The organism is Streptomyces pinistramenti (genome assembly GCF_020564935.1).
Taxonomy (GTDB): domain Bacteria; phylum Actinomycetota; class Actinomycetes; order Streptomycetales; family Streptomycetaceae; genus Streptomyces; species Streptomyces pinistramenti.
In genome coordinates, this window is sequence record NZ_JAJCXB010000008.1 from 18254 (window position 1) to 44308 (window position 26055).

Here is a 26055-nt window from a genome sequence, read left to right on the forward strand (position 1 = left end):
CCATTGCCGCGACCGCGCCGACAGTGGAGAACCAGACGTACCCTTCGAAGCTGGTCATATCGAGCCGAGCGACGCCGGCGGAGACCGCGAAGGCGTCCCCGCGTAAGAGATGGAGACAGGGATGAGCACGGCCAAGAGGACGGAGGCGCAGTCGCCTGCGCTGCACGGTGCCGACAGCCACGATGTGATCCGTGTGCACGGCGCGCGCGTGAACAACCTCAAGGACGTCAGCATCGAGATCCCCAAGCGCCGGCTGACGGTGATCACCGGGGTCTCCGGCTCGGGCAAGAGCTCGCTGGTGTTCGACACGATCGCCGCGGAGTCGCAGCGGCTGATCAACGAGACCTACAGCGCCTTCGTACAGGGCTTCATGCCGACGCTGGCGCGGCCCGAGGTCGACGTACTCGAAGGGCTGACGACCGCGATCATCGTCGACCAGCAGCGGCTGGGCGGCGACCCCCGCTCCACGGTCGGCACCGCCACCGACGCCAACGCGATGCTGCGCATCCTCTTCAGCCGGCTCGGCCAGCCGCACATCGGCCCGCCCGGTGCGTACGCCTTCAACGTCCCGTCGGTCCAGGCGAGCGGGGCGATCACCGTCGAGCGCGGCGCCAAGAAGGCCGTGAAGGCGACCTTCAGCCGCACCGGCGGCATGTGTCCGCGCTGTGAAGGCCGGGGCACGGTCTCCGACATCGACCTCACCCAGCTCTACGACGACTCCAAGTCGCTCGCCGAGGGCGCCTTCACCATCCCCGGCTGGAAGTCGGACAGCTTCTTCACCGTGCGGGTCTACGCCGAGTCGGGCCTCCTCGACCCGAACAAGCCGATCCGCAAGTTCACCAAGAAAGAGATGCAGGACTTCCTCCACCGGGAGCCGACCAAGGTGAAGGTCGAGGGCGTGAACCTCACCTTCGAGGGGCTGATCCCCAAGATCCAGAAGTCGTTCCTGTCCAAGGACAAGGAGGCGCTGCAGCCGCACATCCGGGCGTTCGTGGAGCGTGCGGTCACCTTCACGACCTGCCCCGAGTGCGAGGGCACCCGGCTCAGCGAGGGGGCCCGGTCGTCGAAGATCAAGCGGACCAACATCGCCGACGCCTGCGCTATGCAGATCAGCGACCTGGCCGAGTGGGTGCGGGATCTCGACGAGCCGTCCGTCGCGCCGCTGCTGACGGCGCTCCAGCACACTCTCGAATCGTTCGTGGAGATCGGCCTCGGCTACCTCAGCCTCGACCGTCCGTCGGCCACGCTCTCGGGCGGCGAGGCGCAGCGCGTCAAGATGATCCGCCACCTCGGTTCCTCGCTGACCGACGTCACCTACGTCTTCGACGAGCCCACCATCGGCCTGCACCCGCACGACATCCAGCGGATGAACGGCCTGCTGCTGCGGCTGCGGGACAAGGGCAACACGGTGCTCGTCGTGGAGCACAAGCCGGAGGCGATCATGATCGCCGACCACGTCGTCGACCTCGGCCCCGGCGCCGGTACGGCGGGCGGCACCGTCTGCTTCGAGGGCACCGTCGAGGGGCTGCGGACCGGCGGCACCCTCACCGGCCGCCATCTCGACGACCGGGCCGCCCTCAAGGGGGCGGTGCGGAAGCCCACCGGCACACTGGAGATCCGCGGCGCTACCGCGCACAACCTGCGCGCCGTCGACGTCGACATCCCGCTCGGGGTGCTCTGTGTGGTCACCGGCGTCGCCGGTTCCGGCAAGAGCTCGCTCGTGCACGGGTCGATCCCGGCCGGCGCGGACGTGGTGTCGGTCGACCAGGGCGCCATCAAGGGCTCCCGACGCAGCAACCCGGCGACGTACACCGGGCTGCTCGACCCGATCCGCAAGGCGTTCGCGAAGGCCAACGGCGTGAAGCCGGGGCTGTTCAGCGCCAACTCCGAGGGCGCCTGCCCCACGTGCAACGGCGCCGGCGTCACCTTCACCGACCTGGCGATGATGGCGGGGGTCGCCACCACCTGCGAGGAGTGCGAGGGGAAGCGCTTCCAGGCAGCGGTGCTCGACCATCACCTCGGCGGCCGCGACATCAGCGAGGTGCTCGCGATGTCGGTGGCCGAAGCCGAGGAGTTCTTCGGCGCAGGCGAGGCACGCACACCGGCCGCGCACCGCATCCTCGACCGGCTCGCCGATGTCGGCCTCGGCTACCTCACCCTCGGCCAGCCGCTCACGACCCTCTCCGGCGGCGAGCGGCAGCGGCTCAAGCTCGCCACGCACATGGCCGACAAGGGCGGCGTCTACGTCCTCGACGAGCCGACCACCGGCCTCCATCTCGCCGACGTCGAGCAGCTGCTCGGCCTGCTCGACCGGCTCGTCGACTCCGGCAAGTCGGTCATCGTCGTCGAGCACCACCAGGCGGTCATGGCGCACGCCGACTGGATCATCGACCTCGGCCCCGGCGCCGGCCACGACGGCGGCCGGATCGTCTTCGAGGGCACACCCGCCGACCTCGTAGCCGCCCGCTCCACCCTCACCGGCGAGCACCTGGCGACCTACGTCGGCACCTGACCGGGAACCGCACGCACACCACCTGTCAGACCTCACGCCCCGGGGCGGCAGCTCGCTCAGCTACCGCCCCGGGAACTCCATCGACGGCTGACCGCGGTCGGCAGCCTGGTCCGCCGCGGGTTGCAGCTGTCCGCCTGTTCCGGCTGGTCACATCACGTGATCGATGGCCGACGGGACGGCGGAGCTGCTTGACGGGAGCGCGCCCGCCACGGCCCACGTCGCAGACCCCGGCGCGAACCAGCCGGCCAGGCGCCCTCATTCGACTTTGACGAGGGTGACCTTCATGGATGGCCTGTAGGTTGTGCCGTCGTCGGTGCGTTCGTGCAGGACGGTCTGGACTCGGTGGTTGTCGCCGAACTCCACGGTGGAACGCGTGGTGTCGCCTTGACAGGTCCACGTGTCGCCGTGCGCGACCAGCCTGCTGACGGTCACGTTGCCCTGGCTGTCGAAGAAGTGAGACCTGTAGTCGCCGCTGGTCTCCTCGTACCCGATGATCTCTGTGCCGCCGACGCCGAACTCTCCGATGCGCCCGTATGCCGAATGGACGATGAAGCAACCTCCGGGAGCCCACTCGTACACGTCGGAGGTGATGATCGCCGGCCCGGGGCTTCCGTCATCGTTGGTCATGTGGCCTTCGTTGATCCATCTCCCCACCCAGGCGTCGAGCGCATCGTGCTGCGGGCCTCGGCCGGATCCCGGGCCGTCGGCGTGCTCCGTGCCTCGGTTGACTGCCACTACTCGTGGTGTCGTCTCGTTCGTCATGGTTGCTCCTCATGAGGTCGGGAGGATGCTCCCGTCGCGCTTCGCCGGCGGCCCGGTCTCGGGGCGGCGGTCTCTGGACGGGCCCGGCTCGGCCAGGGGAGCGGCGCCGCCACGCTTTCGGGCCGTCGGTGCGTCAAGGGCCAACGGCATTCGCAGCGGTGACGGGCGGGCGCTCCGGGCTGGTGTGGTGTTTCCGGATCAGCCGGAGTGCTTCGTTGCGATCCCGTCGTTCGAGCGCAAGGACGATGTCCCGGTGCAGTGCGTGGCGCTGGGCGATGTAGTCGCCCAGGGGCTGCTCGCCGGCCGGCCGGACGTCCAGCGTGTGCGACTCGATGAGATCGAGCAGGTTCTTGTAGAGCGACCGGAGCAGGGCGTTCGGGCTGATGGCCGCGATCTGCGCGTGGAACTGCCAGTTGGCGTGCACGAAGGCGACCGCGTCGGCGGCATCCACCGCCTGCCCCATGACCTCGACCTGCCGGTGCAGACGAGCGATGTCGGCCGGCGAGGCATTCCAGAGCGCGTCCTCGATCAGCAGCGGGTCGAGTGCGTCTCTGATGCGCACGGCGTCCGCGACGTCGGTCTCCTTCGCGTCCAGGGCGAGGACCGAGTTTCCCAGCCTGACCATCGGCGACTGTTCCGCGGCGAAGATGCCGCCGCCGGGGCCGGGGCGCAGCGTGACCAGGCCGCGGGCCTGGAGGAGGCGGAGGGTCTCGTTGAAGGTCCCCACGGAGACGGCACACCGCTTGCGCAGTTCTTCCTTGGTTCCCAGCCGCGTGCCGGGTTCCGCGTCGTCGACAAGGACGGCGATGCGGTCTGCGGCCTGCTCGGCCCGACTGGACACCGCGGAGCGGACGGTATTCAAGGCACTCCCCCATATAGCTGAACCTATTCATTATGAATGTTATGCCCTGCCTTCCCTTGACGTCACCAGTAGCAGCGGCACAATATCGACGTAATCATCATGTTCAATTGGTCGAGCGGGTCGCATCGGCCGGCTCCGGCCGCCTCTCCCAGGGGGTCTCCCTTGCGTATCGCCAATCTTTCGGGCCGTCTCGCCCTCGTCTCCGGTGACGGCCGTGCTCTCGATGTGGAGCGGGCCGGCGGCGGCCGGTTCTCCGCCGACCCGCAGGCCGTCTACGAGCGGTGGGACGAGTTCCGTGCCTGGGCCGCGGACACCACGCTGCCGGACGGCGCCGCCTTCGACCCGGCAGATCTCGGCTCGCCCGCGCCGGCGCCGCGCCAGCTGCTCGCCGTCGGCCTCAACTACCGCGGCCACGCGGCCGAATCGGGCTTCGCCGTCCCCGAGGGGCTGCCGCCGGTGTTCACCAAATTCGCCGGCAGCATCAGCGGCCCGGTCACCGAGGTCGCCCTGCCGAAGGGCGGGCACACCGACTGGGAGGTGGAGCTGGTCGCCGTGATCGGCCGCCGCGCCGAGCACGTGGCCGAGGCCGACGCCTGGAGCCATGTCGCGGGCCTCTCCGTGGGCCAGGACATCTCCGAACGGATCACTCAACTGGCCAGGCCCGCACCGCAGTTCAGCCTCGGAAAGTCGCTGCCCGGGTTCGCCCCGATCGGGCCGTGGCTGGTGACGCCGGACGAGTTCGAGAACCCCGACGACCTCGAACTGCGCTGCGCCATCAACGGCGAGGAGGTCCAGAAGGGCCGCACCCGCGACCTCATCTTCTCCGTCCCCACGCTCATCGCCCGCCTGTCGGCCCTGCTGCCGCTGCTGCCGGGCGACGTGCTCTTCACCGGCACCCCGGCCGGGGTGGGTCTGGGCCGTGAACCGCAGCGCTGGCTGGCCGACGGCGACGTACTGGAATCGGCGATCGAGGGCATCGGCGAGCTGCGTCAGACCTTCGTCGCGAACTGAGCCGCATCGCCACGAACGTAAGGACAAAGGAGTCCCGGACATGGCACTGCACCGCCTGACCTCCGTCACCATGGGGGTACCGAACGTCGCCGAAACGGCCGCGTACTACACGGACTTCGGCCTCACCCCGGACGGCGAGGGCTGGTTCACCACCCGCGACGCCGGCCGCCAGCTCCGCATCGTGCACGCGCCCACCCGCCGCCTGATCGAGGCCCGGATCGGCGTCGACGACCCCGACGACCTCGCCGCCGCGGCATCCCGCCTCGCGCGCATCGGCGTGACGTGCGAGACCACCGGCAGCTGCCTGACCGCGTACGACGAGGCCACCGGCGTACGCGCCGTCCTCGACGTCACTCCCCGTTTCACGCAGCCGGCGATCCCGGCGACGCCGTACAACGGACCGGGCCGCGTGGAGCGGGCCGACACGCGTGCGCCGGCCATCGCGCGCTCCGCACCGGTCCGCCCGCGCAAGCTCGGCCACGCCGTCGTCGGCACCCCCGACTTCGACGCGACGACGGCGTTCTTCCGCGACGGCCTGGGCCTCAAGGCGAGCGACTACATCAAGGACGCCGGGGCCTTCCTGCGCTGCTCCGCCGACCACCACAACATCCTCGTGCTCAAGGCCCCGGTCGCCTTCCTGCACCACACCTCCTGGCAGGTCGACGACATCGACGACATCGGGCGCGGCGCCACCGCCATGCTGGAGGACCATCCCGAGCGGCATGTCTGGGGCCTGGGCCGTCACCACGCCGGATCGAACTTCTTCTGGTACCTCAAGGACCCGGCGGGCAACTTCTCCGAGTACTACTCCGACATGGACTGCGTCGTCGACGACCAGCTGTGGACACCCGAAGTCCTGGAAGGCGCCAAGGGATTGTTCACCTGGGGCCCGCCGCCGCCCCCGTCCTTCCTGCACCCCGATGACCTCGCCGCCCTCATGACCGGCGCCCACCGTGCGGCGAGGTGACCGCACGCCGATGACCCGTGACCCGCAGGGCGCGTACGACGTGGCGATCGTCGGCTTCGGCCCCGTCGGTCAGCTTCTCTCCCTCCTGCTGAGCGGTAAGGGCCACTCCGTCCTCGTACTGGAGCGCTGGCCCGAGCCCTACGAGCTGCCGCGCGCCGTCACCTTCGACGACGAGATCGGCCGCATCTTCCAGGCCGCCGGCGTCGGCGAACAGGTCCGCGCGATCAGCGACCCGGTCCCCGACCACTACGAGTGGCGCAACCGCGACGGCGACACCCTGCTCCGCATCGACTGGTCCGGCACCGGCCCCTCAGGCTGGCCCACCGCCAACTTCTTCTCCCAGCCCGAACTGGAGGCCGTCCTCACCGCTGCCATCGCCGAGCAGCCGACTGCCACGGTGCGCCGCGGCCAGGAGGTGCTGGGCCTCCGCCAGGGCAGCGAGCACGTCGAACTGACGACGCGCGGCGGCGAGACCTTCCGTGCCCGGTACGCCATCGGCGCGGACGGCGCCAACAGCTTCGCCCGCTCCCGCATGCGCACCACCGTCACCGATCTCGGCTTCTTCTACGACTGGCTCATCGTCGACATCGTCCCACGCGACACCGACACCCGCTGGTCGCCGATGAACTGGCAGCTGTGCGACCCGGAACGGCCCACCACCCTCGTATCCGGCGGGCCTGGACGCCGCCGCTGGGAGTTCATGCGGCTCCCCGGCGAAAGCGTCGAGAACCTCAACACCCTCGATACGGCATGGAAGTTGCTCAGGCCCTGGGGCCGCAACCCCGGGAACACCGTCATCGAACGGCACGCCGTCTACACCTTCCAGGCCCGCTGGGCCGACGTCTGGCGCGAGGGGCGGCTGCTGCTGGCCGGGGACGCCGCCCACCAGATGCCGCCGTTCGCCGGGCAGGGCATGTGCTCCGGCCTGCGCGACGCGATCAACCTCGCCTGGAAGCTGGACCTGGTCCTGACCGGTACCTCCGCGCCCGCCCTCCTGGACACGTACACCACCGAGCGGCGCGGCCACGTCCAGCACGCCATCGGCATGTCGATGGCGCTCGGCCGGATCATCTGCGTGCCCGACGAAGCCGCGGCCGCCGAACGCGACGCACGCATGATCGCCACCGGAGCCGACCCGGCCCGCGCACTGCCGCCCACTCCCCCGCCCGTCCTCGGCGACGGCGTGCTCCAGCAGGCTCCGAACGGCGCCCCGCGCCCGGACGTCGGCCGCCTCACCCCTCAGTACCGCATCAGCCACAACGGCAGAACGGACCTGCTCGACGCCCTCACGGGCGGCGGATTCATCGTCCTCACCGACGGCGAGGCGCCTTGCACCGCGCTCGGCACCATGGAGCGGGAATTCCTCGACCGCATCGACGCCACCCTCGTTCCGCTCCACTCCCCCGGCTCCCCTGACACGGTGTACGCGGACGTGGACGACGCCTATCTCCCCCACCTCCGCAAGCACGCCCACATCGCCGCCGTCATCCGCCCCGACTTCTACCTCTTCGGCGCCGCCGCCACACCGTCCGAACTACGCGGCCTGATCACCCAGCTGAAAGAACGGATCCACCTCCTGCCGAACGCTCCGCACCGCGCCCCTCCCACGCCGGCATCCGACGGCGCTTCACGTCACTTCTGAAGGCGCGGGAAGAACCGCCGCGCATTCCCCTCGAACACGGCGACCCGCTCGTCGTCCGAGAGCCGGTCCGTGCCGGCCAGCCGCCGGCCCAGCTCGACTGCGACCGGCGCGGGTGTGAAGGGCCAGTCCGAGCCGTAGAAGACGTGACCGGGGCGGGCCACCGAGCGCAGCGCCGTGAGCAGTTCGGGCACCGGGGCCCCCGCGACGTCGAAGTAGAGCCGGCTGAGCGCGTCACGGAGGCCGGGGACGTCCGCGCCGCTGATCTCCGACATCAGGTCGACGCGGCCGGCGAGCACCGGGAGCGCCGCGCCGGCATGCGGCACGATCACCCGCAGGCCCGGATGTTGCTCCAGGGCACCGGACAGCACCATGTCCGTGACCGACCGCGTGGTGTCGAACATGAACTCCAGCATGGGCCGCGGACAGTCCAGCGTGGGACCGGCGGCACACAGGGGCGAGGTCGGGTGCACGAACAGGGTGGCCGCGCGGCGGTCCAGCTCCGCGTACAACGGCCGGTAGAGGTCGTCGCCCAGGTAGTGGCCGTGGTGGTTGGTCTCCAGGACCACCCCGTCGGCGCCCAACTCGTCGAAGGCATGGGCAGCTTCGGCCAGCGCTCCCTCGATGTCGGGCACCGGCAACGAGGCGAAGAATCCGAAGCGCCCAGGGTGCCCGGCGCACAACTGGGCCGCCTCCTCGTTCACCCGGCGGGACAGGAGACGAGCGGCCTGGTCGTCGCCGAAGTGGATTCCGGGCGATGAGATGGACAGGAAGGCGGTGGCGACGCCGAGTTCGTCCATCGTGCGCAGCGCCGTCCGCACGTCCCACCCGGGGATCCGCGCGATACCGTCGGGCCGTTCGTGCCCGGCCTCGATCAGCGCGTCCCGGTAGAAATCGGGCACGAAATGAGTGTGGACGTCGATGCGGCGCAAAGACATGTGTGCTCCAGAAGCCAGAGCCAGAGCCGGGTGGAGGCTCTGGGACGAAGGTGTGACGCTGATCGGCCGACTATGCATCAGGGCGGGGTGGGCGAGTTCGCCGCGCAGGTGGGTGGGGCCCGTTCAGATGGACCAAAGCTGCGCGGCGGGACACTGTGCGCCGAGTATGCCCAAGCCCCGCCCGTCGCGCCCGGCCGGCCGTGCGCCGGGCGAGGTGTTCCCGCCGTCCCTGGAGCCCGTCCGGATACCCGCGGATCATCCGGGTGTCCGCAGATTCCGCGCCTGAAAGGCGGCGCCATGAGCCGGCTGATCGTCACCGCGTTCGTCACCCTGGACGGTGTCATGCAGGCCCCCAGCGACCGGGGCGAGGACGTCGACGTCGTGGGCCGGCACGAAGGGCTTCGTCGGCGGAACCGACGAGACGAAGGGCGGCGGCCTCACGCATCTCGGCGCCCGCGAATACGGTCCGGACACAGGCCGGTTCATCTCGGTCGACCTGGTGATGGACACCTCGAACGCGCAGCAGACGCCTACGGGAACAACAACCCGCTGGTGTTCGCGGATCCGAATGGGAGACCCTTCGGCCGACTTTTCGACCAGTTGATGGACAGCGCCTTGGACTCGATCGGCGCAATCAAGAAGGCATTCAAGACTCGAAACGCGAATCTCGGTGTCTCAAGGCCGAGGACGTCGATTCCGACGGTCAGCAACCGGGACCTTGCCAGCGACCTGAAGAGCATCTACGCAAAGCCCCAGGCGGAGTCGGTCATGGGTGACGTCAAGGCCGCGACAGCCATCATCTACGACTTCAACACGGGGAAGCGCCTTGACAACAAGGACGAATGGCACATCCAGAAGGGCTGGGGTGCGCCGAGGAGCATTCGTCGATCCTGGGGAAGGACCGAAAGGCACGGGAGACCGGAAAGGGCATGGACAACCTTCTCGACGATCGCGACCGGGCGGTCGCGAAGTCCGAGGCGAAGGAAATCTGGAACGCTCTCAACTCCCGCGACATCACCGGAAAGACCACCCAGACGGTGAAACAGGACGCGGGGTCGAAGAACGTGATCAAAAAGGAAGTCGGCGACGTCACCGAAACGGCGGCCGTCAAGGACCTCACGGGCCAGAAGTTCGAGCCGACCCAGCACAAGGGCCCCAGCCGTTCGGCGAGCCCACACCGCTGTGCGGTTTCGCCAAGTCGTTCGGCATCGCGGGCGGCGTGGCATCGGCGGCCAGGCACCCAGCTACATCAGAGAGTACGGGTGGAAGCGAGATGGAGGGGAATTGTTCAAGGGCGAGGCCGGCCCGTTCTGAGTTTCCAAGGGACAGGGCCCCCACTACCCTGAGGAAAATGGTGGCAGGGGCGGCGGATCCATCTGCGATCCCTCGTCCGGCAACTGCGCCTTATGGTGAACATGATGAGTGAAATCGACCCGCTGGAGATTCCGGCACTGTTGCTGCGCATGGTGCCGGAGACCGCGGAACACATCGCCGAGCTGTACGAGATGCCCGCGGAAAGGGCCGTCATCAGTGAAGCCGCGCGGTATGACACCTTCGTACTGCTGGATGAGGAATTCTCAAGACCGGTGGTCCAGTCGGAACTCAGGAAAGCGCCGCCGGACGGGGAACTCACGGGTAAGTGCTTCGAGTTCGTGGACGTGCTGGTGCGCAGCTCAAACCAAGCCCTCTCGGGGCCCGTGTACTTCCAAGGTCCCGGAGGAACTCCTGGAAGAGGAGGTGTTCCTCCAGAGGCCATCCCCTTCATGTGGGAGGCAACTCGGAAGGCTACGGCGCGAATGCTGACCAGCTACAAAAATCCGGTGCCGGACGCATTACTCCGATGAGATCGTCTGCACCCATATATGGGCCCTTTTCTCCAGAAAGGGCCCATATTCTTTCCTCTGGTGGAGGACGGCGGAGCCTGTCGCCATCTGCGCAGGAGGCGTTGGTCACCGTCCCCTATGGGTAGCTGAAGCCGTGCGGCACTGGTTGTCAGATGCCGCACGGGACACTTCCCGCTACGCCCCAGTCAAGGGGGAGGCGTCCGCATCAGGAGTCGCCGTTCAATCGGTCGTGGAACGTGGGTGCGTCCACCACGGTGGCCAGGGAGTTGGACTGCTCCCGGCAACAGTCATCGGGACGTCCCTCCACTCGTCGGCGCGTGCGCGGTCGTCGTGCCCGGTTCCGGCTGGGGGCGTTGGGCCAGTGCGGTGTCGGCGGCGTCGAGGATGCTGCCGAAGGAGCGGGTGATCATCGGTCGTACGAGGTGTCGGGTGAGGAAGGCGCCGACCAGCGGGGCGCGCATTTCGGCGCGGGTGGTCCAGTTCACCCGGGTGCCGCCGTCGGCCTCGGTGAACGTCATGCGGCCGAGTTCGTGCCGGGACGGCGGGAAGCTGCGCTCGACCACGTACTCGGTGGCGTACGGCGGGTCGTAGTGGGTGATGCGTTCGCGGAGCCGACCGATCAGCCAGAGGTGGCTGCGCACCGCGCCGACGCCATAGGGCGCGGACTCGCCGTGCCGGGTCAGGCGGCAGCGCAGTACCAGGGGCGAGCAGGTGTAGTTGGTGGTCGTGGTGAGCCAGGCGAAGACCTCGTCGATCGGGGCGTCGATGGTGCGCTCGACGGTCATGGTTTCCATGGCTGGGGTACTCCTCGGTCGAGTGGGCGCACCGCGTCGGCGCGGTGCAGCTTGTCCGGGTTGCGCATGGCGTAGAGGCCGGTGATCCGTCCGTGGTGGATCTCGAAGGCGAGCAGCCAGTCGAGTTCTCCACCGGTGCGGCAGAGTGCCGCGGGCATGCCGTTGTAGGTGGCGTGCTCGATGTGGGTCGTCGCGGTGATGCTGGTGCGGGCCACGCCGACGACGAACCGGGCGACGTCGTCGCGGCCGGTGACCGGGCGGCGCGCGGCGACGACTTTCCCGCCGCCGTCGGAGATCTGCACGACGTCGGGCGCCAGCAGGTCCATCAACGCCTGGACTTCGCCGGTCGTCGCCGCGAGCAGGAACCTCTGGACGATGCCCCTGGTGGCGTCGGATTCGGGTTCGAAGCGGCGCCGGCGCGCGTGGACGTGCCGGCGTGCGCGGTGGGCTATCTGCCGGACGGTGACCTCGGCCTTGCCGATCGAGGCGGCGATCTCGCCGTGGGTGTAGCCGAAGACGTCGTGCAGCACGAACACCGCGCGTTCGGTCGGGTTCAGCGTTTCCAGGACGAGCATCATGGCCATCGACACCGACTCGGCCAGGATGGCGTCATCGGCCACTTCGGGTGCGGTGCGGATCGGTTCGGGCAGCCACGTGCCGGGGTATTCCTCGCGCCGTGCCCTGACCGTGCGCAGGTGGTTGAGTGCCTGTCGGGTCACCACGCGGACCAGGTAGGCGCGCGGATGCCCGACCGCGGCCGGATCGACCACGCTCCACCGCAGGTAGCTCTCCTGCAGCACGTCCTCGGCGTCGGCGGCGCTGCCCAGCATCTCGTAGGCGATGGTGAAGAGGAGCGGACGGTGCTCGATGAAGGCGTCGTCAGCCATGGCCAGCCCCCGCTCGGTTCCGGGTGCGGTGACCGGTGCACGGTTGCCGCGCCGTGGACCGGCAGACCGGTTCCGCGGTCAAGCGGACCGAGGTCCCAGTGCCCGTGCCTGCCGCTTGCCGGTGCAGGCGGATCCGTTCGACGCACTCAGCCCGGGGATCCGCCCTCGTCACGGCCACGCCCGCACGCCGGTCCGCCGCCCGCACCCCGGCACGGCCCGCCCCCGGCACCGGCCCACCCCGGCGCCCGTATCCCGTCACCACATCCGGCCCCTCTCCTGGAACGCCCGTCTCGTCGGACGCCCATCGAGACACCCCGGACCGGCGGAGCGTGACAGCCCACCACCGTGATTCACCTCACAACAGGGGCTGTTGGGGCCTGGCGCCCGTCTGCGCCGGGCTGCCGGAGCACGGGATCACCGGCCGCATCGCGCAACGCGGCTCAGCTGCCGCCGATGCTCAGTCCTCCGTCGTGAGCGCGCCCCGCAGCAGCGGGACGAGGGCGTCGGGGTCGGCCCGGGTCAGTTCGTCGAAGGCGCCCGAGTGGCGTCCGAGCATGACGCCGACGACGGCCGCCACCATGATCTCGGCCCGCAGCTGCGGCCGGTCGAGACCTTCCCTGACGAAGCGGTCGCGCAGCGGATCGACCAGGCGGGTGTGGAGTGCCGCGCGTGCGGCGTCCTGTGCGGCGGGATCGCTCAGCCGCTGCACGGCGACCTGGGCCAGGGGGACGGGGCCGCGGCGGTCGGCCCGTTCGAAGATCTCGCGCATCCGTTCCGGGTCGAGCAGGTCGGCCGGGGGCACGTCGCCCCGCTCGGCCTCCAGCGCGGCGACGTACAGCAGGGTCTTGCTGCCGAAGTACCGGGCGATCAACGCCGGGTCCACGCCGGCCCGTTCGCCGATGTCGCGGATCGTCGTACGGTCGAAGCCGCGCTCGGCGAAGAGTTCGCCGGCCGCCGTCAGCAGCAGTTCGCGGCTGCGTGCCGAGTCGTGGCGGCGCCGTTGCGTGCCGCCGCTCACCGCTGGACCTCGGCGCTGCGGGACGTGCTGTCGTTGCGGTCGTTGCGGCGACCCGGCACGGGGGCGCCGGCCGGCCGGCGCGGGCCCACGGGCAGCGGATTGCGGGCGCCTCGCCGGATCAGCGCCACACCCACCAGGGCCGTCACCACCCACACGGCGCAGCCGAGCAGGCCGGCGGCGTGGTAGCCGTCGTTCGACGGAAGGGTCCGCCCGGGGGCGGTGTGGGCCTGCAGGATCACGGCGCTGAGCGCGCTCCCGGCCGAGTAACCGATGTACTTCACGACTTGATTGAAGCTCATCGCGCTGCCGGTTTCGTGCGCGGGCACCGCACCCACGATGAGCGCGGGGGTCACGGCGAAGTTGACACCGACACCGAGCCCGGCCACGGCCATGGTCGCGCACACCCCCCACATGCTCCCCCGGGCGAACACGAAGCACAGCATGGCCGCGAGGGAGAGCAGGCACCCCAGGGGCAGCAGGCGGGGAAGCGGATTACTGCGGGCCAGGAGCCGCACCAGCCGGCCGGACACCAGGCTGGCCGCCGAGAAGGGCACCAGGACCAGGCCGGTGACGACGACGGTGGACCCGAAGCCGTAGCCCGTGCTCCGCGGCGTCTCCACGTAACGGGTCACCAGCGAGATCAGCAGGTATGTCCCTATGCCGCCGACCATCGTGGTGAGGTCGGCGATGAGGACCGTCCGGTCGCGGACCAGCCGCACATCGACCAGGGGGTGCGGCGTGCGCAGTTCGTGGGCCACCCATCCGATCAGCAGGAGAACCGCGGCCGCGGCCAGGATGAGCAGCCGGGCCGACGCCCAGCCCCAGCTCTCGCCTTCGGTGAGGGCGAACAGCAGCGCCGTCATCCCGAGAGTGAGCAGCACCGCGCCCGGCACGTCCATCGGGTGCGCCGGACGCCGCGGGGGCTCGGGCAGCACGAGGGCGGCAGCGATCAGCGCCGCGCCGGCGGCGATCAGCGCGAACCAGAATCCGGCGTACATCCCGAGGTACTGGGTGAGCAGCCCGGTGATCGGATAGCCGAGACCGACCCCGGCCACGGTCGTCAGCGAGAGCGTCGCCAGCGCCGACCGCGCCCGGTCGGGCGGCAGGGCATCGCGGGCGGTGGCAATCGCGAGGGGAACGAGCCCCATACCGACGCCCTGGAGCGCCCGCCCCGCGATCAGGAAGCCGAAGCCCAGCGGCAGCGCCGCGAGCAGGCTGCCCGCCAGCACCGTGGCCAGACCGCCGAGGATCACCTTGCGACGGTGCGGACCGTCGCCGAGGCGCCCCATCGCCGGGGTGGCGACGGCGCCCATCAGCATGGTCACGGTGAGCGACCACTGCGCGGTGGACACCGAGACGCCGTCGACGTCGGCGATTGTCGGGACCAGCGGCGCACCGAGGCCACTGACGATCGCGACCAGCATGCCCAGACAGACCAGCACCGGAACCAACGCCCGGTGCTCCTCCCCGGACGACGTGCGTGTGCGCCGCATGGCCACCTCAATCATCTCCATGTTGTCATCAGGCAATGTCTTCGCATGATGACACAGTGAGCGGTGGCCTCTCGTGACCGGGGCGGATCCTCCCGGCGCGGGGCTCGTGCCTACTTTCCGGCGCCGACGGGGTCGACCGTGATGGCCGGGGTGGAGCTGTCGGAGGCGGGGATGTCGATGCTGACGGGCAGAGTGTGGGAGCGGGTCTCGTCGCCGGGTTCGACGCTGACCTTCGTCGGGGCGAGCTTGCTGCGGGCGGCGCTGATGGAGCCGTCCTTGCTCGTGAGGTCGACGCCGGGGAAGCCCTGGAGGGTGCGGGCGGCGGGCCCGGTGTTCTTGAGGTTGACGAGGACGGTGCCCTCGCTCATGCCTCCGAGCTGCTGAAGGCGAGCTGGGAGGTCTTCAGGAGCCGGAAGCGGCAGCGGAGTTGCCGGAGGAGCCGTTGCTCGCGGGCGGCTCCGTGGCGGTGGAGTTCTTGTCGGTGGTTGTGCCGCTGCCGCCGGATGTGCTGCTGCCGCCTGAGCCCTGGGAAGAGGAGGCGTTGCTGGCCGACGCGGTGAGCCGCGCGCTGCGCGCCGTCCTGGACAGCTGGACCCCGCCGAACGGATCGCGTTCGTGCTGCACGACATGTTCGCCGTGCCGTTCAGCCAGATCGCAGCCGTCCTGGAGCACACGCCGGCCGCCGCGAAGAAGCTCGCCGGCCGCGCGCGCCACAAGGTACAAGGCACCCCGGTGGTCCCAGCGGCCGAGCTGGCCCGGCACCGGCAGGTCGTGGCGGCGTTCCTCGCCGCCGCGCGAGCCGGTGACCTCGCCGCGATCCTCGCGGTGCCTGCCCCCGACGCTTCACCATCGAAAACGACAAGATCGCCGCATACGAGGTGACCGCCGCCCCGGCACGCCTTCGGCAACTCGACCTCGCCGTCCTCAATTGACGGGGCCTGGTACCCCTCCCCGGGGGGTCGCTTGTGTTGGCGAACGCAATGAAGTAGGTCCCCCCATACCCTCACGACGTGCCAAGTACCCTTGCGCCATGACGATGCACAAGGCCGTCGATGTGAATGTTGACGCGATGCTCGAAGACCTCAGGACACTCGTCGAAATCGAGTCTCCCTCGCGCGATGCCGACGCCTTGAGGGCATCGGCCGAAGCTGTCGCCGCTGTTATCGAGAACCGGCTCGGCGGGCGGGCCGTCATGATGGAGAGCGAAGCCGGGCCGCACGTCCACTGGTCGGCGGGCGGCGAACCCGAAGTCCTGATTCTCGGTCACCATGACACGGTGTTTCCGCTCGGCACCCTTGAACGCCGCCCGTTCACGGTCGAAGACGGGCATGCGACCGGCCCCGGAGTCTTCGACATGCTCGGCGGTTTGGTGCAGGCCATTCACGGCCTGGCGGCGCTCGACGACCGGTCGGGCGTCGAGATCCTGGTGACCGCCGACGAAGAGGTCGGCTCCCGCTCCTCCCGTGCTCTCATCGAAGAACGAGCCCTTGCCTGCGGTGCGGTGCTGGTGTTCGAGGGCGCCGCAGAGGGCGGAGCCCTGAAGACCGGCCGTAAAGGCTGCGGCACGTTCCAGGTTTCCGTCACGGGCCGGGCGTCGCATGCGGGCCTTGAGCCCGCGGCCGGGGTCAACGCCCTGATCGAAGCCGCACATCAGGTACTCGATATCGCGGCGCTCGGCCGGGCCGATATTGGGACGACCGTTACCCCGACCGTCGCGTCCGCAGGAACGCTGGACAACGTCGTTCCCGCGGAAGCGACCGTCATCGTCGATGTCCGGGTCGAATCGGCCACCGAGAAAGAACGTATCGAGTCCGCGTTCGCCGCGCTGGCTCCGTATCTCGATGAGGCGGAGATCACGGTTCAGGGAGGTGTCGGCCGACCGCCGATGCCCGAGTCGGCTTCGGCCGAGCTTTTTGCGGTGGCAAAGCAACTGCTTCCCGGCCTTGAAGGCAAGGCAGTTGGCGGCGGAAGCGACGGAAACTTCACGGCCGCACTGGGGGTGCCCACACTCGATGGCCTCGGAGCGGTCGGGGGCGGCGCCCACGCCGACCACGAGTACCTGGTGATCGAAGCGATGGCCGAGCGGGCGACCCTTGTTGCGGGCCTGGTGAAGGCGATTCGGAAGTGAGATTCGCGTTCGGTGGCGGGGGCTGCTGCGGACGGTGGCCCACGGTGACGCTCTCCGCCGGCAAGGGCTGGGGCGGGGCGCAGCCGGACCGCCATCGCCGCCGCCCGCGCCGGGCTCCCTTCCCGCCCGCCTCCCGGCCCCCGCACCCATCGCCTTTCAGACAGTCCCGGAGGCCGGACCGTCCGGTTGACCGCACCGGGCGGTCCGATGCGGTCAGTTGGTGCCGGAGGGCGGGCAGCCACAGCAGCAGTTCCCCGTTCCGTCGGACGGCGGGGCGATGCAGAGCAGGGCGGCGACGCCCGTGTGCAGATGTTCGCGCAGGGTGTCCTCGGGGGCGGTGTCGAGGGCGGGGGTGCGGAACGCTTTGCACAGCAGGCTGGTTCCGAGCAGCCACGCGGCCAGCAGTTCCGCCCGCACCTGCGCGTCGGGCCCCTCCAGGCGGGCTGCGAAGCGCTCGGTGAACACCTCGGTGACCTCGTCGCGGAAGCGGTCCACCGCCTCCCCGCGGCTCGACGAGCGCAGTACGGACAGCACCGGGTGCGGCACCTCGTCGTCCTTGGGGCCACGGGTGAGGAAGTCGCAGATCCAGGCGGGAACCTCCTCCAGCGGGATCTCCAACAGGGGGTCGAAGAGCGCGATGTTGGTCGACACCAGCCGGAACAAGGCGTCCTTGGAGCCGAAGTAGCGGTAGACGAGCGCGGCGTCCACGCCGGCGTCCCGGGCGATGTCCCGGACGCTGGCGCCGTCGTACCCGTACCTGCCGAACCGCACGGCCGCTGCTTCGATGAGGGCGGAGCGTGTGCTCGCCGCGCCGTGCTCGCGGGCTCGTGGGGGATGCATGGCGGTCTCTTCCTGCTCTGTTGACGTGGTCACCTGGCGTACCTCTGCTCGGTTGGTGGTCCAACGGCTCATGGTCCTGCGTTCGGACGCTGTCCGGAAGTCATCGATCGTTGTCACCAATCGTTGACTGATTCTCGGGCCGGTGGCTTATGTTCGGTGAACCGAGCGGTGGTTCGCATCATCGCTCCCGTGTTCCCCGGTCCGGACGAGGAGTCCGGCCGTACCCGTCGACGCCGCGGCCGCTGTGCCGCGACGCCACAGCATCGGGGGCCGGCACCCGCCGGTCCCCCGCACACCCACGGCGCGGACCCTCGACGGGCCCGGGACCGAGGGCCTTTGCCCAGGACCCCCCACGGCAGGAATGGTGATCTCCAGTGCCCGCAAGACACATCGCCGTCATAGGAACCGGCTACGTCGGACTGACCACCGGCGCCTGTCTGGCGTCCCTCGGTCACCATGTCGTCTGTGCGGACGCCGACCCGCACAAGGTCGGACGGCTCCGGCAGGCCCAGGTCGACATCCTGGAACCCGGACTGCCCGAACTCGTGGCGGAAGGGCTCGACTCGGGAAGGCTGAGCTTCGTCCAGGACAGCGCGGGAGCGGCCGCGGACGCGGACACCGTCTTCCTGTGCCTGCCCACCCCCATGGGCGCCGGGGGTGCGGCGGACCTGGCCGCCGTGGAGTCCGTCGCCGCCGAGATCCGCTCGGTCCTGCCGGAAGGCTGCGCGGTGGTGAACAAGTCCACCGTGCCGGTGGGTACCGCCGAGCGCGTCGCGGAGCTGCTCGGCCGTCCGGACACGACGGTCGTCAGCAATCCGGAGTTCCTCCGTGAAGGCCGCGCCGTCCACGACTTCCTGCACCCCGACCGCATCGTGGTCGGCGCGGACGCCCCGGACGCCGCGGAGCACGTCGCCGGGCTCTACGCGGCGCTCGAAGCGCCGGTGGTGCTCACCGACACCGCCAGCGCCGAACTCACCAAGTACGCGGCGAACTTCTTCCTCGCCATGAAGCTGTCCTTCGCCAACAACCTGGCCACCGTGTGCGAGCGCTTCGACGCCGACATCGCAGCCGTCACCGTCGGCATCGGCCACGACCCCCGCATCGGCGGCGCGTTCCTCCAGCCAGGACCCGGCTGGGGCGGCTCCTGCCTGCCCAAGGACACCCACGCGCTGCTGACCGTCTGCGAGCAGGCCGGTGTGGAATTCCCGCTGCTGCGCGCCACCATCGAGACCAACGTCGAGCACCAGCGGCAGCTCGTCGAGCGCGTCGCGGCGGGCTGCGCCGGGCCGGACGGGTCGCTGCGCGGCGTACGCCTCGCCCTGCTCGGACTCGCCTTCAAGGCGGGCACCTCCGACCTGCGCGACTCCCCGGCCCTGGCCATCGCCCGTCAACTGCGGGAGCGTGGGGCCGAGTTGTACGCCTACGACCCGGCCCTCAGCGACACCAGGCCCGACCTCAGCGACCTGCTCACGCTCGTCGACGACCCGGCGCAGGCCGCCGCGGGGGCCGCCGGCTGCGTCGTCCTCACCGAGTGGCCGCAGTTCCACGACCTGGACTGGAACGCCATCGCCCGGCAGCTGCACCGACCCATCGTCTACGACTTCCGCAACTTCCTCGACCCCGGCCGGCTCGCGGAGGCGGGACTGGCCTGGCAGGGCATCGGCCGCACCCTCAGCATGACCGGCTGACCCGCGGCCCCGGCGCTGCGACGCCCTCCCCCTCCCCGGGGCTACCGCGTCACGCCGCACGTGACGCGGTAGCGCCCGTACCGGCTCACCACCGATGACTGAACAGGAAGGTCCCCTCATGCGGGTTCTGTGCACCACCCTCGGCAGCCCTTCGCACGGGCGCGCCCAACTGCCCGTCCTGCGGGCGCTCGCCGCCGCCGGGCACGACGTCCTCGTCGCGACCACCCCGACGCTCGCCGCCGTCTTCCAGCACGACGACGTCCGCGTCCTCAGCTGCCTGCCGGACCTCACGCCCAGCACCTTCGCAGGGTCCGCCATGGCCGAGCTCACCGAGCGCACCGACCTCGACGAGGCACAGCGCCAGGAATTGATGCGGCGCCTGCTGGCCGAGGCCATCTCGGGCACGCTCGCCAGGAAGCTGCTCGACCTCCTGATCCCCGTGGCCGAGGACTTCCGCCCCGACCTCGTACTGCGCGACGGAATGGACCTCAGCAGCGTCCTGATGGCCGAGAAGTTCGGCATACCCCAGCTGCCGACGCCGTCCGGCACCAGCAACACCCTCGATCCCGCCCACACCGTGGACAGCCTCAACACGCTGCGCGGGGAACTCTCCCTGCCCACCGTCGACGACCCCCTTGCGATAGCCGCGCACGGACGCATCGACTACGTGCCCCCGGCCTTCTCCTACACCCATCACCTGCCCGGCTCGCTGGCGTACCGGCAGACGGTCAACGTGGACCGCACCTCCGTACTGCCGCCGTGGGTGGCCGAGTTGCCCACCGACCGGCCCCTGGTGTTCGCGGCGCTGGGCACCGCGCTTCCCCAGATGCTCAAGCGGATGGGGGACGGCGGCCCGTCGGCCACGTTGCCCGTGCCCGTGCCCGATCCCGCCCAGACGCTGAAGACGATCACCGAGGCGGCGGCGCAGCTCGACGACTGCACCGTCATCGTCGCGACGGCCGGCATGACGGTCGACGGCACCGGGCTGCCCCCGCACGTCCACCTCACCGAACGGCTCCCGCAGCCCCTCCTGCTGGAGGCCGTCGACCTCTTCCTCACCCATGGCGGCTTCAACAGCGTGCGCGAGTCGCTGCGTACCGCAACGCCCACGGCCGTGCTGCCGCAGTTCGGCGATCAGTACCTGAACGCGCGCCGGACCCAGGAGCTGGGCCTCGGCCGGGAGATCACCGACCGTTCGTCCGAGGGCATCGCCGCCGCCTGCCGCGACGTGCTCGCCGACACCGCCGTGCACGCGCAGGCGCGCCGGGCGCGGCTGGCGATGCTCACCCTCCCCGAGGTCGAGAGCGCCGTCACCGATCTGGAGAAGCTGACGGACTGACCTGACGTCCTCCGATCGCCCCGGGGCCGGACCGTAGCCGTGCTCCGGCCCCGGGGCCGAGGGCTCAGGCCCCGCTCTCCGCTCTCGCATCCACGGCACTCAACTCCCCACTCTGACATGGTTGTTGAGAACGTCATCGCCCTGGCCGGCTCACAGTGCCCGGACGGATGACCAAGCGCTCACGTCCCAGCAACCCCAAGGAACACACGTGACGTCATCGGACGCGCTCGCACGCGAGCCCGCGGACACCGCACCCGCCGACACCGGCCGCCCGGCCCGGCTCACCCACCGGCAGATCACCGTGGTGCTGTCCGGTCTGATGCTCGGCATGTTCCTCGGCGCGCTCGACCAGACCGTGGTCTCATCGGCGCTCCGCACCATCGCCGACGACCTGCACGGCCTGACCGCGCAGGCGTGGGTGACCACCGCGTACCTGGTCACCGGCACCATCGCCACACCGCTGTACGGCAAGCTGTCCGACATCTACGGGCGCCGCATCATCTACCTCGCCGCGATCCTGCTCTTCGCGGCGGGGTCGCTGCTGTGCGGCTTCGCCGGATCCATCCACCAGCTGGCCGCCTTCCGAGCCGTGCAGGGGCTGGGCGGCGGCGGACTGATGTCCCTGGCCATGACGATCATCGCCGACATCACCTCTCCTCGCGCACGCGGCCGCTACCAGGGCTGGTTCATGGCCGTGTTCGCCGGGTCCAGCATCGTGGGCCCGGTGATCGGCGGGGTGTTCGCGGGCCACGACACGCTGCTGGGCATCGACGGCTGGCGGTGGATCTTCCTGATCAACCTGCCCATGGCTGCCGTCGCCCTCTCCGTCATCATGCGCGTGCTGCGCCGCGTGCCGCACCAGCCCGTTCGGCGCCGCCTCGACTACGGCGGCGCCGTCGCGCTCACCGTCGGTGTCGTCCCCTTGCTGACCGTCGCCGAACAGGGCCGCAGCTGGGGCTGGTCCTCGGCACCCGCGCTGACCACGTACGCCGTCGGCGCCGTCGGGCTCGTCGCGTTCCTCCTGGTCGAGCGGCGGATGGGAGAGGCCGCGCTGCTCCCGCTCCGGCTGTTCCGGACCCGTTCCTTCCGGCTCGGTACCGTGCTCCACTTCATCGTCGGCATCGGCATGTTCGGCGCCATGACGACGCTGCCGCTCTACCTCCAGCTCGTGCAGGGGATGAGCCCCATGACGGCCGGGCTCGCCATGCTGCCCACCATGGCGGCGAACGTCGTGGTCACCCTGGTGGTCGGCCGCCTCATATCCCGCACCGGCAACTTCAAGGTCCATCTGGTGACCGGCGTCGTCTGCATCACGGCCGCCATGCTCGCCTACGCCACTCTGCGCGCCGACAGCCCCATGTGGCACGTCTCCATCGGCATGCTCTTCATGGGCGCGGGGCTCGGCGCGTCGATGCAGACCATGACCACTCTGGCCCAGTCGGAGGTGCCCGGCCGCGACATGGGCGCCGCCACCGCATCGGTGAACTTCTTCCGCTCCAACGGCGGGACCGTCGGCGCCGCCGCCTTCCTCTCCATCCTCTTCTCCCTCGCCGGCGCACGCATCAGCACTCGCCTGGCCACCGCACTCCAGCAGCCGCAGCTGCGCGAGCTGGCCGAACAGGAGCGCAACGCCGACGCGTTGAAGGGCGTGCTGGGCCCGGACGGCACCGTGAACCTGGAGGACTCCGCCTTCCTCCACACCCTCGACGCCCGCCTCGCGCGGCCCTTCCTGGAGGGCTACGTCAGCGCCATGCAGGTCGTCTTCCTCACCGGCGCGGCCGTCACCCTGATCGCCGTCGTGATCGCCGCCTGGCGCGTACCGAACCTCAAACTCGCGGACGACTGAGCCCGACGCCTCCACCGCGCCGCCCGGCGCCCACGTCAGCGGTCGACGGCGTCTCCCCGGCTCTCCGGCGTGGGGAGATCCTGGCGATCGTCGGCGTGAACGGCTCCGGCAGCTCCACTCTCACCCGCCTGCCCACCGGGATCCACCTGGCCGACAAGAGGCACGTGACCTGGAACGGCTCCGACCTGCCCACCATCGATCCCGCCACCGTCTGGGCCTGCACCGGACCGGTGCCGCAGATCTTCGCGCAGCGGCCACTGCGCGTGCGCGAGAACGTGACGCTGGGGCAGCCGCGCACCTTCGACGACGGCCGGGTCCGGGAGGCGGTCGAGATGAATCCGAGAGGCGAACACCGGATCTTCGAGCGGATCAAGGCCATCGCCGGGGACCGCATCACGAGCGTCGTCACCCACCGCCTGGAGAACACGCAGGTGGCCGACCGCATCGCGGTCATAGAGCAGGGCCGCATCACCGAACAGGGCCGGTACGACGACCTCGCCCACGCCGCCGGCGCCTTCGCCGGACTCCTCGCACTCTCTCAGGGCCGAGAGCGGAGGCACATCGGTCCTCAACGGTGCTGCGGCCGCACAGCCGATCACGCCCGCTCACCCAAGCCGCCACGGGGAGGCACCTCCTCGCTTGTCTATTGGTTGCACGCCCAATAAAATTCCCGTATGTCACCCGCCGCCCAGCGCAAGCGCATCCGGAAATCACCTGCCGACCGACGTGCGGAGATCGTCGACGCGGCCGCCGCCGTCGCCCTGACCGAGGGCCTTGAGTGCATCACCCTGCGGCGGATCGGCGAACGGCTCGCCGTCCGGCCGGGATTGATCGGCCACTACTTCCCCGCGGCGGAGGACCTCGTGGCCGAGGCGTTCGGCAGCGCCGCGAGCGCCGAACTCGACACCCTCCTCCCCACCGAGAGGCCCGAGGGAACACTGACGCGACACCTCGCCCGACTCCTGGCGCACGCGACGGGCGAGGCGTACGACAACATCAGCCGCCTCTGGATCAACGCCCGGCATCTCAGCCGCTACCGGCCCGCCCTGCGCGAACGGGTCGGCGAACAGGAGGCCGCCTGGCGCGGGCGGCTGACGGACCTGATTCGCGAAGGCGCCGAGCGCGGCGAATTCCATCCGGACGACCCACATGTGACGGCCATTCAGATTCTGGTCGTGCTCGACGGACTCGGCGCCCACGCCAACACCGACACCAGCAACCGCCCGCTCGCGGTGACCCGCATGGCCGTCACCACCGCGGAACGAGAACTCGGCCTGCCCGCCGGGGCCCTCGCCCACCCTGCCGACACCTCCGACGACACCCGCGGCGGCAGCCGCGATGACGACCACGACGCCACCCCGGATGGCACGCCTCCCCCACCCGACGCCAACGGCCGCCCCACTGCCGGACCGCTCGCCGACCCCGTTTAACGAATGCCCCACGCCGACAAACGGGACAGAGTGTCCTATTTCACCTCTCCTTCTCTAGGCGCCGGCGGCGGCCGCCCGTATGGTCGCCCTGTACCACGGAGGTAATCCGCCCCCCAGCCCACCCGCCGGCAGGGTGCCAGGCCGGTCACGTAGGGCCCGTAGCGCAGCCTCCGACACTCAGTGGACAGGACACACGCCTTCATGCACCGATCACGCACGGCACGCTGCGCACGGCGCGGTCTGGCCGCTTCCCTGGCCGTCGGGGCGCTGCTCACCGCGCTCACCACCGCGACCCCGGCATTCGCCGACACCTCAACCGCCGCCGCGCAGGACTCACGAGTCGTGTGCACCTCCCGTACGCCTGGGCTGGCGCCCGCGCTGTCGCGGGACATAGCCCGCGCCCTTGCACCCCGGCAGGGCGATTCGGCACTCGCCCTGTACGACCGGCACACCAGAACCCACTGCGAGTTCAATTCCCACGCACGCTTCGACTCGGCCAGCGTGGTGAAGGTCACAGTGCTGGGCGCCTTGCTGCGGCAGGCCGAAGAGGCGCACCGCGAGCTGACACCGGACGAGGTGAAGCTGACCACGGCAATGATCACCAAGTCGGACAACGCCTCGACCTCCACCCTGTGGCGCCGGATCGGGCCCGGCGGCATCAAGCACTTCCTGGCCCTGGCCCACCTGCGGCACACCGTCCCGGGCCCGGGTACGACCTGGGGCCTCACCCAGACCACGGCCGGCGACCAGCTCGCCTTGATGCAGCTCCTCACAACGGAGAACCCGGTGCTCTCCCCGGCCTCACGGGGCTACGCCCTCGGCCTCATGCGGCACGTCGCCCCTGACCAGCGGTGGGGAGTACCCGCCGGTACGCCCGCCACGGCAACGACGGAGGTCAAGAACGGCTGGCTGCCGCGCGCAACCGACGGGTGGCGGGTGCACAGCATCGGCTCCTTCACCGGCCACGGCCACGACTACGGCATGGCCGTCCTCTCGTCCGGCAACCGCACCATGGGCGACGGCATCACCACCATCGAAGGCGCTTCCCGCGTCATCCACCGCGACCTGAGCCGTACGCCCTCCCCGGCGAGCCGCTGAGCCGGGCCCGGCGTCAGGTCCCGGACAGTGCCGGCCCGAGCAGTTCGGCCGCGAAGTCGTCGACCGAGCGCGGCGGGCGGCCGAGCACCTGCTGGACGCCGTCGCCGAGGCCGGTCACGCCTTCGCTGCGGTAGTTCGCATACAGCCCGTACAGGCCGTCGACGACACCCGGCGCGACACCCTGCCGCAGCAGTGCGTCACGCCAGGCGGCGTCGAGCGGGACGTCGACGTACCGCGCCGGCCTGCCCAGGGCGGCGGCGAAGCGGTCGGCGAGCCTCGGCAGGGTCAGCGCCTGCGGTCCGCTGATCTCGATGCCGCCGCCGACCGGGTGCTCCGCCAGAAGTTCGGCGACCGCGACGTCCGCGACGTCCGCGACGTCGCGTACATCCACATATCCTCGGGCGCCGGGTCCGGCCGGGTCGGCCAGTGTGCCCCGGCCGATCGCAGCCGCGGCCGGGAGGAAGTTCTACAGGAAGCGATCGGGCCGCAGCACGGTCAGTTCCGGGACGCCCACGCTGTGCAGGCGTGCCGTGATGAGGTCGTGGGCGCCGGTGACGGCGTCCGGGAGGATGCCGTCACCGGCGAACGGGCGAGCACCGAGCTTGACGATCCGGCGCACGCCGGCCTCGACGGCGGCGGTCCCGAGGTGCGTTTCGGCGGCGACCTGGTCTTCGGCGAAGGGGTGCGCGAGATAGAGCCGGTCCACGCCGACGACCGCGCGCCGGACGTCCGCCGCGTCCGTGACGTCCCCGCGGAAGATCTCGCCGCGGACCCCGTCGAGCGCCTTGGCACCGGCCTCGGAGCGCACGAAGTAGCGCACGTCGCTCCGCTCGCGCAGCGCCTCGGTCAGATGGCGCCCCACCCCGCCGTTCGGTGTGGTGACCAAGATCGGCATCGAACTCCCTCTGTCCACACCGGCCCCGGACCCTCACCCGACCGACCGTGATCACGTCTCCTCT

At 70.3% G+C, this 26055-nt stretch carries 23 protein-coding genes and 2 pseudogenes; 14 read left to right on the forward strand and 11 right to left on the reverse strand.

What is annotated here, in order from left to right; all coding sequences use genetic code 11:
• The first annotated feature begins 121 nt into the window (after positions 1-121).
• Positions 122-2512 carry an ATP-binding cassette domain-containing protein gene (locus LIU39_RS08085; RefSeq protein ID WP_227045891.1) on the forward strand — a complete coding sequence of 797 codons (2391 nt, stop codon included), beginning with the start codon at positions 122-124 and terminating at the stop codon, positions 2510-2512.
• Between the two features lie 255 nt (positions 2513-2767).
• Here the strand turns inward: LIU39_RS08085 and LIU39_RS08090 are convergent, their stop codons facing one another.
• Positions 2768-3274, reverse strand: coding sequence for a DUF1579 family protein (locus LIU39_RS08090; protein WP_227045892.1), 507 nt, complete (start codon positions 3272-3274; stop codon positions 2768-2770).
• Between the two features lie 133 nt (positions 3275-3407).
• Positions 3408-4115, reverse strand: a complete 708-nt coding sequence (locus LIU39_RS08095) for a FadR/GntR family transcriptional regulator (RefSeq protein WP_227045893.1) — start codon at positions 4113-4115, stop codon at positions 3408-3410.
• A 183-nt stretch (positions 4116-4298) separates the two neighbouring features.
• On the opposite strand from LIU39_RS08095, the gene LIU39_RS08100 reads away from it, so the two are divergent.
• From LIU39_RS08100 to mhpA, 3 genes are read left to right on the forward strand one after another with little or no spacing between them, the layout of a single operon-like run.
• On the forward strand, positions 4299-5147 hold the full coding sequence (locus LIU39_RS08100; protein WP_227045894.1) for a fumarylacetoacetate hydrolase family protein: 849 nt from the start codon (positions 4299-4301) through the stop codon (positions 5145-5147).
• A gap of 40 nt (positions 5148-5187) precedes the next feature.
• Positions 5188-6114 carry a VOC family protein gene (locus LIU39_RS08105; protein ID WP_227045895.1) on the forward strand — a complete coding sequence of 309 codons (927 nt, stop codon included), beginning with the start codon at positions 5188-5190 and terminating at the stop codon, positions 6112-6114.
• 10 nt (positions 6115-6124) lie between these two features.
• Positions 6125-7756 carry a bifunctional 3-(3-hydroxy-phenyl)propionate/3-hydroxycinnamic acid hydroxylase MhpA gene (mhpA, locus tag LIU39_RS08110; protein ID WP_227045896.1) on the forward strand — a complete coding sequence of 544 codons (1632 nt, stop codon included), beginning with the start codon at positions 6125-6127 and terminating at the stop codon, positions 7754-7756.
• Here mhpA and LIU39_RS08115 read toward each other — a convergent pair.
• A complete protein-coding gene (locus LIU39_RS08115; RefSeq protein WP_227045897.1) occupies positions 7747-8691 on the reverse strand; it encodes an amidohydrolase family protein in 945 nt (314 codons plus the stop codon). The two genes, mhpA and LIU39_RS08115, sit on opposite strands and share 10 nt — an antisense overlap.
• A gap of 297 nt (positions 8692-8988) precedes the next feature.
• Between LIU39_RS08115 and LIU39_RS08120 the strand changes: the two genes are divergently transcribed.
• Together LIU39_RS08120 and LIU39_RS08125 are read left to right on the forward strand one after the other, a co-directional pair.
• Positions 8989-9732 (forward strand): hypothetical protein, encoded by a 744-nt coding sequence (locus tag LIU39_RS08120; protein WP_227045898.1) that lies wholly within the window; start codon positions 8989-8991, stop codon positions 9730-9732.
• Positions 9733-10109: 377 nt separating this feature from the next.
• A complete protein-coding gene (locus LIU39_RS08125) occupies positions 10110-10535 on the forward strand; it encodes a hypothetical protein (RefSeq protein WP_227045899.1) in 426 nt (141 codons plus the stop codon).
• 287 nt (positions 10536-10822) lie between these two features.
• Here the strand turns inward: LIU39_RS08125 and LIU39_RS08130 are convergent, their stop codons facing one another.
• From LIU39_RS08130 to LIU39_RS08150, 5 genes are all read right to left on the reverse strand, one after another.
• Positions 10823-11329: an SRPBCC family protein gene (locus LIU39_RS08130; RefSeq protein ID WP_227045900.1), complete on the reverse strand. Its 507-nt coding sequence runs from the start codon at positions 11327-11329 to the stop codon at positions 10823-10825.
• Entirely contained in the window at positions 11317-12216 is a 900-nt protein-coding gene (locus LIU39_RS08135; protein ID WP_227045901.1) for an RNA polymerase sigma-70 factor, read from the reverse strand. Before LIU39_RS08135 ends, LIU39_RS08130 begins: the two co-directional genes overlap by 13 nt.
• A 457-nt stretch (positions 12217-12673) precedes the next feature.
• Positions 12674-13234 (reverse strand): TetR/AcrR family transcriptional regulator, encoded by a 561-nt coding sequence (locus LIU39_RS08140; protein WP_227045902.1) that lies wholly within the window; start codon positions 13232-13234, stop codon positions 12674-12676.
• Positions 13231-14748 (reverse strand): MFS transporter, encoded by a 1518-nt coding sequence (locus LIU39_RS08145; protein WP_227045903.1) that lies wholly within the window; start codon positions 14746-14748, stop codon positions 13231-13233. The genes LIU39_RS08140 and LIU39_RS08145 overlap by 4 nt, the downstream gene beginning before the upstream one ends.
• Before the next feature lie 89 nt (positions 14749-14837).
• On the reverse strand, positions 14838-15095 hold the full coding sequence (locus tag LIU39_RS08150; protein WP_264482541.1) for a DUF4232 domain-containing protein: 258 nt from the start codon (positions 15093-15095) through the stop codon (positions 14838-14840).
• Positions 15096-15256: 161 nt separating this feature from the next.
• Between LIU39_RS08150 and LIU39_RS08155 the strand changes: the two are divergent.
• Together LIU39_RS08155 and LIU39_RS08160 are read left to right on the forward strand one after the other, a co-directional pair.
• Positions 15257-15567, forward strand: a pseudogene (locus LIU39_RS08155) (sigma factor-like helix-turn-helix DNA-binding protein); the annotation flags it as partial.
• A gap of 190 nt (positions 15568-15757) precedes the next feature.
• Positions 15758-16855 (forward strand): M20 family metallopeptidase, encoded by a 1098-nt coding sequence (locus LIU39_RS08160; RefSeq protein ID WP_227045904.1) that lies wholly within the window; start codon positions 15758-15760, stop codon positions 16853-16855.
• A gap of 213 nt (positions 16856-17068) precedes the next feature.
• On the opposite strand, the gene LIU39_RS08165 is transcribed toward LIU39_RS08160, so the two are convergent.
• Positions 17069-17728: a TetR/AcrR family transcriptional regulator gene (locus tag LIU39_RS08165; RefSeq protein WP_227045905.1), complete on the reverse strand. Its 660-nt coding sequence runs from the start codon at positions 17726-17728 to the stop codon at positions 17069-17071.
• A 341-nt stretch (positions 17729-18069) separates the two neighbouring features.
• On the opposite strand from LIU39_RS08165, the gene LIU39_RS08170 reads away from it, so the two are divergent.
• The 6 genes and pseudogenes from LIU39_RS08170 to LIU39_RS08195 all read left to right on the forward strand — a co-directional run bounded on the left by LIU39_RS08170 (position 18070) and on the right by LIU39_RS08195 (position 25096).
• Positions 18070-19383, forward strand: coding sequence for a UDP-glucose dehydrogenase family protein (locus tag LIU39_RS08170; RefSeq protein ID WP_227045906.1), 1314 nt, complete (start codon positions 18070-18072; stop codon positions 19381-19383).
• A 118-nt stretch (positions 19384-19501) separates the two neighbouring features.
• Positions 19502-20722 carry a glycosyltransferase gene (locus LIU39_RS08175; RefSeq protein WP_227045907.1) on the forward strand — a complete coding sequence of 407 codons (1221 nt, stop codon included), beginning with the start codon at positions 19502-19504 and terminating at the stop codon, positions 20720-20722.
• A 208-nt stretch (positions 20723-20930) separates the two neighbouring features.
• On the forward strand, positions 20931-22568 hold the full coding sequence (locus LIU39_RS08180; protein ID WP_227045908.1) for an MDR family MFS transporter: 1638 nt from the start codon (positions 20931-20933) through the stop codon (positions 22566-22568).
• Positions 22569-22606: 38 nt separating this feature from the next.
• Positions 22607-23116, forward strand: a pseudogene (locus LIU39_RS08185) (ATP-binding cassette domain-containing protein); the annotation flags it as partial.
• 126 nt (positions 23117-23242) lie between these two features.
• Positions 23243-23998 (forward strand): TetR/AcrR family transcriptional regulator, encoded by a 756-nt coding sequence (locus LIU39_RS08190; RefSeq protein ID WP_227045909.1) that lies wholly within the window; start codon positions 23243-23245, stop codon positions 23996-23998.
• 201 nt (positions 23999-24199) lie between these two features.
• Entirely contained in the window at positions 24200-25096 is an 897-nt protein-coding gene (locus LIU39_RS08195; protein ID WP_227045910.1) for a serine hydrolase, read from the forward strand.
• Between the two features lie 13 nt (positions 25097-25109).
• Here LIU39_RS08195 and LIU39_RS08200 read toward each other — a convergent pair whose 3' ends face one another.
• Together LIU39_RS08200 and LIU39_RS08205 are read right to left on the reverse strand one after the other, a co-directional pair.
• Complete coding sequence (locus tag LIU39_RS08200; protein WP_227045911.1) at positions 25110-25487, reverse strand: Rossmann-fold NAD(P)-binding domain-containing protein; 378 nt, start codon at positions 25485-25487, stop codon at positions 25110-25112.
• A 75-nt stretch (positions 25488-25562) separates the two neighbouring features.
• Positions 25563-25991 (reverse strand): SDR family oxidoreductase, encoded by a 429-nt coding sequence (locus LIU39_RS08205; protein ID WP_227045912.1) that lies wholly within the window; start codon positions 25989-25991, stop codon positions 25563-25565.
• Between the last annotated feature and the right edge of the window lie 64 nt (positions 25992-26055).

Coding starts and splice junctions, on each gene's coding strand:
- LIU39_RS08085 (WP_227045891.1), top strand. CDS start 122: ATGAGCACGGCCAAGAGGACGGAGGCGCAGTCGCCTGCGCTGCACGGT.
- LIU39_RS08090 (WP_227045892.1), bottom strand. CDS start 3,274: ATGACGAACGAGACGACACCACGAGTAGTGGCAGTCAACCGAGGCACG.
- LIU39_RS08105 (WP_227045895.1), top strand. CDS start 5,188: ATGGCACTGCACCGCCTGACCTCCGTCACCATGGGGGTACCGAACGTC.
- mhpA (WP_227045896.1), top strand. CDS start 6,125: ATGACCCGTGACCCGCAGGGCGCGTACGACGTGGCGATCGTCGGCTTC.
- LIU39_RS08115 (WP_227045897.1), bottom strand. CDS start 8,691: ATGTCTTTGCGCCGCATCGACGTCCACACTCATTTCGTGCCCGATTTC.
- LIU39_RS08120 (WP_227045898.1), top strand. CDS start 8,989: ATGAGCCGGCTGATCGTCACCGCGTTCGTCACCCTGGACGGTGTCATG.
- LIU39_RS08125 (WP_227045899.1), top strand. CDS start 10,110: ATGAGTGAAATCGACCCGCTGGAGATTCCGGCACTGTTGCTGCGCATG.
- LIU39_RS08130 (WP_227045900.1), bottom strand. CDS start 11,329: ATGGAAACCATGACCGTCGAGCGCACCATCGACGCCCCGATCGACGAG.
- LIU39_RS08135 (WP_227045901.1), bottom strand. CDS start 12,216: ATGGCTGACGACGCCTTCATCGAGCACCGTCCGCTCCTCTTCACCATC.
- LIU39_RS08145 (WP_227045903.1), bottom strand. CDS start 14,748: ATGGAGATGATTGAGGTGGCCATGCGGCGCACACGCACGTCGTCCGGG.
- LIU39_RS08150 (WP_264482541.1), bottom strand. CDS start 15,095: ATGAGCGAGGGCACCGTCCTCGTCAACCTCAAGAACACCGGGCCCGCC.
- LIU39_RS08160 (WP_227045904.1), top strand. CDS start 15,758: ATGACGATGCACAAGGCCGTCGATGTGAATGTTGACGCGATGCTCGAA.
- LIU39_RS08175 (WP_227045907.1), top strand. CDS start 19,502: ATGCGGGTTCTGTGCACCACCCTCGGCAGCCCTTCGCACGGGCGCGCC.
- LIU39_RS08190 (WP_227045909.1), top strand. CDS start 23,243: ATGTCACCCGCCGCCCAGCGCAAGCGCATCCGGAAATCACCTGCCGAC.
- LIU39_RS08195 (WP_227045910.1), top strand. CDS start 24,200: ATGCACCGATCACGCACGGCACGCTGCGCACGGCGCGGTCTGGCCGCT.
- LIU39_RS08205 (WP_227045912.1), bottom strand. CDS start 25,991: ATGCCGATCTTGGTCACCACACCGAACGGCGGGGTGGGGCGCCATCTG.